Below are 7,183 nucleotides of genomic sequence, written 5' to 3'. Positions count from 1 at the left end.
CCCCGGTGGCCGGGGTCGCCGTGATGGTTCGGGCACGGGGCTGGGGTTGTTGATCACGTGTGGCCCACCATCAGCCCCGCCTCTGCCGAGCCCGCAAACCGCCCCGACATGACTCAGCCCCTGGCGATCATGACCGCCGAGGGCTGAGAAATAAGAGCAGTAACTAACGCGAAGATCAGTTGTAGCAGTCCTGCTTCTTGGCGTTCAGCGACATCTCGCTGACCTTGCTCTTGCTGACGGTGAACTGGTACAGGACCTTCGAGTTCACCTTCACGTTGTAGTAGCCGTGGATGTCGCGCTTCACGCCGGGGTAGGCGCGCTTGAGCTGCTTGAACGTGGAGCCCGTGTGGATGCCGCGCGGGGTGGCGGCGCCCTTCGGGGCGGTGATCAGGGCGACGCCGTACTTCTTGGACACGTACACGCCCACCGCGTTCTTGCCGGTCGGGTGGCCCTTGAGGTCGTAGCCGCTGCAGATGCCGCCCTTGAACTTGCGGACCAGCTTGTGGGTCTTGGCGGCCTGCTTGGCGGACATCCCGATCTTCACTCCGGCGTAGCCGGTCGGGCCGAACGTGCCGTGGGTGGCGGCGTCGGCGGCGGTCCCGGTGACGGCCAGGGTTCCGGCGGCGAGGGTGGTGGCGAGGCCGGCGACGGTGAGCGCGCGCTTCATGGGTTCCCCGATCTGAGCTGCTGCTGAGCAGCTTGTTGTGCTGTTGGTGCCTTCTGTGATGGCGGGGGCGGGGGGTTGGTTCGAAGATCGTTGATCTTTTTTCGACCGGTTTCCCGACCGGCGCGCCACATCGCTCACCCCCACCCTGACCTGCGGCGGAACCCGCTGATGGCCGGGACTCCGCTCCCGCGCCAGAGCGTGCTCCGCCACGTCCCTCTCCGACGTGGTGCCCGGCTCGGACTCAGACTCCGACGCCCAGCCAAGGCAACTCGGCCGCCGAGTACCGGTACGCCCGGAACAGCGCGTTCCCCTCCGCCGGGAACAACCTGCCCACCTCGGCCTCCCGGTAGCCGCCGAAGTAGGGCACCACGTACTCCCAGCACAGGTAGCCCTCGGCCGTCACCTCGAAGATGCGGCCCCCTGGCGAGTCGGTGACCAGGGTGTTGCCGTTCGGCAGGCGTTGCGCCGCGCCCATGAACGGCGCGAAGAACGCCTCGCGGGACGGGTCGTGGTACTCCCAGACGACCTTCCCGCTGCTCCGCTCGACCTCGATCACCCGGGAGAACGGCACGTCCCGGTGCGGCCGGAACACCCCGTTGTCGAAGATCAGGATGTTGCCGTCGGCCAGCTCGGTCGGGCAGTGCTGCTGCGACACCACGCCCGGCTCGGTGCGCCACAGGATCTCGCCGGTCTCCCGGCTGATGACCACCACCGCCGACACGCTGCGCAGGCTCGCCAGGATGTTGCCGTCCGCCAGCGGGCGGACGCTGTTGATCAGGGGCCAGTGCTCGCGCGAGTACGCCTCGTGCAGCGCGTACTCGTCCCGGTCCAGGTGGTCGGCGACCCGCCAGGACCACACCAGGTTCCCGGCGGCGTCGACCTGCTTGACGGTGTCGGCCCAGACCGTGCCGTCGGCCTCCGAGCCGGGCACCCCGCCCCGCACGGCCGCCGCCTCCGCGCCGCGCAGCGGCTCCAGGGCGGCGTAGATGACCCCGCCGTCGCCCAGGTGGTGCGCGTCGTGGTGCTGCATCGGGTCGATGTGCTCGCGGACGATCTCACCGTCGGGGGTGACCTCCGCCATCGAGCCGCCCCGGTACTTGTCCCACATCGCGAACAGCGTCGGCTGGTCGGGGAGCGTCCCGTTGTAGGCCAGGTTCCCGTTGGGCAGGATCCGCGCGTGCCGTCCGGGCCGGTGGGGCATCTTCCAGCGGTGCACGACGGTGCCGTGCAGGTCGATCAGGTAGACCTCGCCGGTGCCGGTCAGCGGCGCGAACAGGGTGTACCCGTCGAACGCGCGGTCGGCGTCCAGCGCGATGAGGCCGGTGCCGCGGCGGCGGCGGGTGTTCTGGTCAACGGTGCTCAACTCTGCTCCTCCATCAAACTTTGTTTGATGACAGCAAAGCTAATCTAAGGAGAGGGGTATTGCCTACTGATCTGAGGGGAAAAGTGGCGAAATCGGTGAATGAGGGCGGTCCGCGCGTCGGGGCCAGCGTCCGGCGCCGCCGCCGCGCCCTGGACCTCACGCTGGCCGGCCTCGCCGACCGCACCGGCCTGTCGGCCCCGTTCCTCAGCCAGATCGAGAACGACCGCGCGCGGCCCAGCATGCGTTCGCTCCAGCGCATCGCCGACGCCCTCGACACCACGGCCGTGCAGTTGTTCGCCGCGGCGGGCGGCCGGAAGGCCGTGGACGTCGTCCGCGCCGGGCCGCCGGAGACCACCGAGGACGGCGACGGCGGCGTGCGCCCCCTCGTCCGCGGGCACCAGCGGCTGCACGCGCTGGAGTTCACCGGCTCCCACGACTGGGACCGGGCCTTCACCCACCGCAACGACGAGATCATGTACGTCGTCGCGGGCCGCGCCGAGGTCGAGGCGGGCGGCGAGCACCACGTCCTGGAAGCGGGCGACACCCTCTACTGCGCGGGCGGCGTGGCGCACCGCTGGCGGGTCCTGGACGCGGGGACGCGCGTGCTGCTCGTCGGGATCGCCGAGCACATCGAGGTCTCCCCGGACGCCTAGAACGCGGCGTGGCCGTGCCCCAGGCGCGCGTTCAGCGCCGTCAGGGCACGGCCATAGCAGCTCAGGAAAGCCCTAGAACTCCTGAGATGTCCGCCTTCAGCGCCTCCAGCGCCTCGGCCGCCTTCTCTCGCACCGGGGCCACCTCGCCGCCCTCCGGCACCGGCAGCACCACCTCCAGGTAGCACTTCAGCTTCGGCTCGGTCCCCGACGGCCGCACCACCACCCGCGCCGACCCGCCGTCCGCGCCCGCCGCCAGCCGGAACCGCAACCCGTCGGTCGGCGGCAACCCCGCGCCGCCCTTCGCCAGGTCGTCGAACGCCTCCACCGCGCGCCCGCCCAGCTCGGCGGGCGGCTCGGCGCGCAGCCGGGCCATCGCCTCGGTGATCAGCGACAGGTCCGCCACCCGCATCGACACCTGCGCCGTCGCGTGCAGCCCGTACCGGCGCGCCTGGTCGTCCAGCAGGTCGAGCAGCGTGCGGCCCTCGCGCGCCGCCTCCACCGCCAGGCCCGCCGCCGCCAGCGCCGCGCCGATCCCGTCCTTGTCGTTGACGGCCACGCCCTCGTCGCCGCCGACGCTGTAGCCGAGGGCCTCCTCGTAGCCGAAGACCATCCGGTCGCCGGGACCGCCCGCCTTCATGATCCACTTGAAGCCGGTCAGCGACTCGGCGAACCGCACCCCGTGCGCCCGCGCGACCGCCCCCAGCAGCGACGACGACACGATCGTCGTCACCACCAGCCGGTCGTCCCCGGCGGTGTGCCGCAACACGTGCTCGGCCAGCAGCCCGCCGACCTCGTCGCCGGTCAGCGCCCGCCAGCCGCCGCCCGCCGGGACGGCCACCGCGCAACGGTCGGCGTCCGGGTCGTTGGCGATCACCAGCCGGGCCCCGCGCTCGGCGGCCAGCGCCAGCGCCAGGTCCATCGCCCCCGGCTCCTCGGGGTTCGGGAACGCGACGGTCGGGAAGTCCGGGTCGGGCTCGGCCTGCTCGGCGACCACCGCCGGAGCCGGGAACCCCGCCCGCTCGAACGCGTGCAGGAAGGTGTCGCGCCCGACGCCGTGCAGCGGCGTGTAGACGATTGGGACCTCGTCGCCGACGTCCCCCGGCCACAGACCCAGCCCCGCCACCGACTCCAGGTAGAGATCGACGGCCGAGGCGTCGTGGACCTCCCAGCCGGCGCCGAGCGGCAGCTCGTCCACCCGCCCCACCGCGTCGATCGCGGCGGAGATCTCGGCGTCCAGCGGCGGCACGATCTGCGACCCGTCGCCCCAGTACACCTTGTAGCCGTTGTCGCGCGGCGGGTTGTGGCTGGCGGTGACCATGACCCCGGCGGCGTACTCGCCGAACGCCTTGACCCGGTGCGCCAGCACCGGCGTCGGCACCGGGTCGGCGAAGATCCCGGCCTGGACGCCCGCGCCGGTCAGCACCGCCGCCGTGTCCTCGGCGAACTGCCGCGACCCGTGCCGCGCGTCGAACCCGATCATGACTTTGGGCGTGCCGCCGTCGCGCAGCAGCCGCGCGGCCAGCCCGGCGGCGGCGCGCATCACGGTGACGCGGTTCATCCGCGCCGGGCCCGCGCCCAGCTCGCCGCGCAGCCCGGCCGTCCCGAACTCCAGCCGCGCCCCGAACCGGTCGGCCAGCGCCGCGCCGTCACCGGCGTCCAGCAGCGCCCGCAGCTCGGCGCGCGTCTCCGGATCGGGGTCCTGCGCCAGCCACTCCTCGGCGGCCTTCCGATAGTCGCTCACAGTTTCGACAGCACCGTGCCCAGCAGCGTGCCCATGCGGGACGCCGCCGCCTTCCCGGCCGCGAGCACCTCCTCGTGGTCCAGGTGCTGGTCCGACAGCCCGGCCGCGATGTTGGTCACCAGGGAGATGCCCAGCACCTCCGCGCCGCCCTCGCGGGCCGCGATCGTCTCCAGCACCGTGGACATGCCGATCATGTCGGCGCCCAGGGTGCGGAGCATGCGGATCTCGGCGGGGGTCTCGTAGGTCGGGCCCCGGAACGCCGCGTACACGCCCTCCGACAGCGTCGGGTCGACCTCCTTGGCCAGCGCCCGCAGCCGCCCCGAGTACGCCTCGGACAGATCCAGGAACGTCGCGCCCGTCAGCGGGTTGCCGCCGGTCAGGTTCAGGTGGTCGGCGATCAGCACCGGGTCGCCGACCCGCTGGTGCTCGGGCCGCAGCCCGCCCGCCGCGTTCGTCAGCACGACGGTGCCCGCCCCGGCGGCCAGCGCGGTGCGCACCCCGTGCACGACCGGGTCGACGCCGCGGCCCTCGTACAGGTGCGTGCGGCCCAGGAACACCAGGGCGCGGCGGCCCCCGACCTCCACCACGCGGATCTTCCCGGCGTGGCCCTCCACCGCGGGCGGCGCGAAGCCGGGCAGCTCGGTCACCGGGATCTCGGCGGCGGGCGCGCCCAGCGCGTCGGCGGCCGGGACCCAGCCCGACCCCATCACCAGGGCCACGTCGAAGGAGTCGAAACCGGACCGGGCGCGCAGCTCGTCGGCCGCGGCACGGGCCGCAGAAAAAGCGTCGTTGCTCACGGACCCGACATTACCGCCGGGACCGACCGCCGGGATCAGTCGCCCAGCGACGCGCAGGGACGGTTGCGCAGCTCCTTGACGTAGTCGTCCGGCGCGCCCGCCGCCTCGGCCGCGTCGGCGAGGATGCCCAGGTAGCGGGCCGACGGCAGGCCGCCCTCGTAGTCGTCCAGGACGTACAGCCAGCAGAGCGCGTCGCCGTCCAGGGTCTGCACCCGGACCCTGATCTTGCGGTAGACGCCGAGCGCCGCGCCCTCCCAGGCGTCCAGCTCCTGCTCGTCGAAGGACGGCACGTCGTACAGCACGACGAACACCTGCTCGAAGCGGTCCTCGACCACCGTCGCGAGCGCGCCGTCCCATCCCTTGTCCTGGCCGCCGAAGGTCAGCCGCCAGCCCGACAACCAGCCGGTGCCGCGCATGGGGGAGTGCGGGGCTCGGGCCGCCATCTGCTCGGGGTCCATGTTGGAGGCGTACGCCGCGTACAGTGTCACGCCGCCCAAGCGTACGGCACCCCGTACGGGTCACTCTCGTGAGTGGTAAACAATGGTAGGCGTGACTCGCATTGTGATCATCGGAGGAGGCCCCGGCGGCTACGAGGCCGCCCTCGTCGCGGCGCAGCTCGGCGCGGACGTGACGGTGGTGGAGCGCGACGGCCCCGGTGGCGCCTGCGTGCTCACCGACTGCGTGCCCTCCAAGACCCTGATCGCCACCTCCACCCGCATGGCGGTGATGAGCGAGTCGGCGGCCCTCGGGTTGCGCTTCAACGGCGGCCCCGACGGCATCGTGGGCGGCCTGGAGGCCGACCTCGCCACCGTCAACAAGCGGGTGAAGGACCTGGCCCGCGCCCAGTCCTTCGACGTGGCCGAGCGGCTCGCCTACGAGGAAGTCAAGATCGTCCGGGGTGAGGCCCGGCTGGTCGAGCCGCACGTGGTGGCGGTCGGCGACCGGCACATCCGCGCCGACATCATCCTGATCGCCACCGGCGCCACCCCGCGCGTGCTGCGCGGCGCCGAGCCCGACGGCGAGCGCATCCTCAACTGGCGCCAGCTCTACGACCTGCCCGCGCTGCCCGAGGAGCTGATCGTGGTCGGCTCCGGCGTCACCGGCGCCGAGCTGGCCGGGGCCTACCTGTCGCTGGGCTCGAAGGTGACGCTGGTCTCCTCGCGCGACCGCATCCTGCCCAGCGAGGACGCCGACGCGGCCTCGGTGCTCCAGGAGGTCTTCCTGCGCCGCGGGATGAAGGTCATGTCGCGCTCGCGCGCCGCCGGCGTCGAGAACACCGGCGACGGCGTGGTCGTCGCGCTGGAGGACGGCCAGAAGATCCGCGGCTCGCACTGCCTGATGACGGTCGGCATGGTGCCCAACACGCGCGGCATCGGCCTGGAGAAGACCGGCGTCAACCTGACCTCGTGGGGCACCGTCGAGGTGGACAAGGTGTCGCGGACCTCGGTCCCGCACATCTACGCCGCCGGCGACTGCACCGGCGTGCTGAACCTGGCGTCGGTGGCGGCCATGCAGGGCCGGATCGCGATGTGGCACGCGCTGGGCGAGGCCGTGCAGCCGCTGAAGCTGGGCTGGGTCGCCTCCAACATCTTCACCGACCCCGAGGTGGCGTCGGTGGGCGTCAGCCAGAAGATGGTCGACTCGGGCGAGGTCAACGCCCGGACGGTCATGCTGCCGCTGTTCACCAACGCGCGGGCCAAGATGCAGGGCTTCGAGGACGGCTTCGTGAAGCTGTTCTGCCGGCCGTCCACGGGGATCGTGCTGGGCGGCGTCATCGTCGCGCCGCGCGCCAGCGAGCTGATCCTCGGCGTGTCGGTGGCGGTGCAGCAGCACCTGACGGTGGACCAGGTGGCGCACACCTTCACGGTGTACCCGTCGCTTTCGGGCAGCATCCAGGAGGCGGCGCGGCGGCTGATGACCGAGCACGCCTACTGATCGGACGCGAGGCGGCGGGCGTCCACC

The 7,183-nt window shown here is 72.4% G+C and carries 7 protein-coding genes; 2 read left to right on the top strand and 5 right to left on the bottom strand.

Features of this window, described 5'->3' with window-relative positions:
- Positions 1-175: 175 nt before the first annotated feature.
- On the bottom strand, positions 176-667 hold the full coding sequence (locus AH6_RS39055) for a hypothetical protein (RefSeq protein ID WP_067490927.1): 492 nt from the start codon (positions 665-667) through the stop codon (positions 176-178).
- 241 nt (positions 668-908) lie between these two features.
- Positions 909-2,030, bottom strand: a complete 1,122-nt coding sequence (locus AH6_RS39050) for an aryl-sulfate sulfotransferase (protein WP_067490925.1) — start codon at positions 2,028-2,030, stop codon at positions 909-911.
- A gap of 95 nt (positions 2,031-2,125) precedes the next feature.
- Here AH6_RS39050 and AH6_RS39045 point away from each other — a divergent pair, with 95 nt between their 5' ends.
- Positions 2,126-2,683, top strand: coding sequence for a helix-turn-helix domain-containing protein (locus AH6_RS39045; RefSeq protein ID WP_067490947.1), 558 nt, complete (start codon positions 2,126-2,128; stop codon positions 2,681-2,683).
- A 61-nt stretch (positions 2,684-2,744) separates the two neighbouring features.
- On the opposite strand, the gene AH6_RS39040 is transcribed toward AH6_RS39045, so the two are convergent.
- The 3 genes from AH6_RS39040 to AH6_RS39030 are packed head-to-tail and all read right to left on the bottom strand — an operon-like array spanning position 2,745 to position 5,709.
- Complete coding sequence (locus AH6_RS39040) at positions 2,745-4,424, bottom strand: phospho-sugar mutase (protein WP_067490923.1); 1,680 nt, start codon at positions 4,422-4,424, stop codon at positions 2,745-2,747.
- The gene (locus AH6_RS39035; RefSeq protein ID WP_067490921.1) at positions 4,421-5,221 is read right to left on the bottom strand and encodes a purine-nucleoside phosphorylase; all 801 of its coding nucleotides are present in this window, start codon (positions 5,219-5,221) and stop codon (positions 4,421-4,423) included. Before AH6_RS39035 ends, AH6_RS39040 begins: the two co-directional genes overlap by 4 nt.
- Before the next feature lie 35 nt (positions 5,222-5,256).
- On the bottom strand, positions 5,257-5,709 hold the full coding sequence (locus AH6_RS39030; protein ID WP_067490945.1) for a gamma-glutamylcyclotransferase family protein: 453 nt from the start codon (positions 5,707-5,709) through the stop codon (positions 5,257-5,259).
- 61 nt (positions 5,710-5,770) lie between these two features.
- On the opposite strand from AH6_RS39030, the gene AH6_RS39025 reads away from it, so the two are divergent.
- Entirely contained in the window at positions 5,771-7,156 is a 1,386-nt protein-coding gene (locus tag AH6_RS39025) for an NAD(P)H-quinone dehydrogenase (protein ID WP_067490943.1), read from the top strand.
- The last annotated feature ends 27 nt before the right edge of the window (positions 7,157-7,183 follow it).

Source organism: Actinomadura hibisca NBRC 15177, assembly GCF_001552635.1.
GTDB lineage: Bacteria > Actinomycetota > Actinomycetes > Streptosporangiales > Streptosporangiaceae > Spirillospora > Spirillospora hibisca.
The sequence above is the reverse complement of the archived record's forward strand: the minus strand, read 5'-3'. Positions and strand labels throughout refer to the sequence as shown.

What these genes read in the sequence shown, in the direction of transcription:
- AH6_RS39055 (WP_067490927.1), bottom strand. Translation starts at nt 667, where the DNA reads ATGAAGCGCGCGCTCACCGTCGCCGGCCTCGCCACCACCCTCGCCGCC.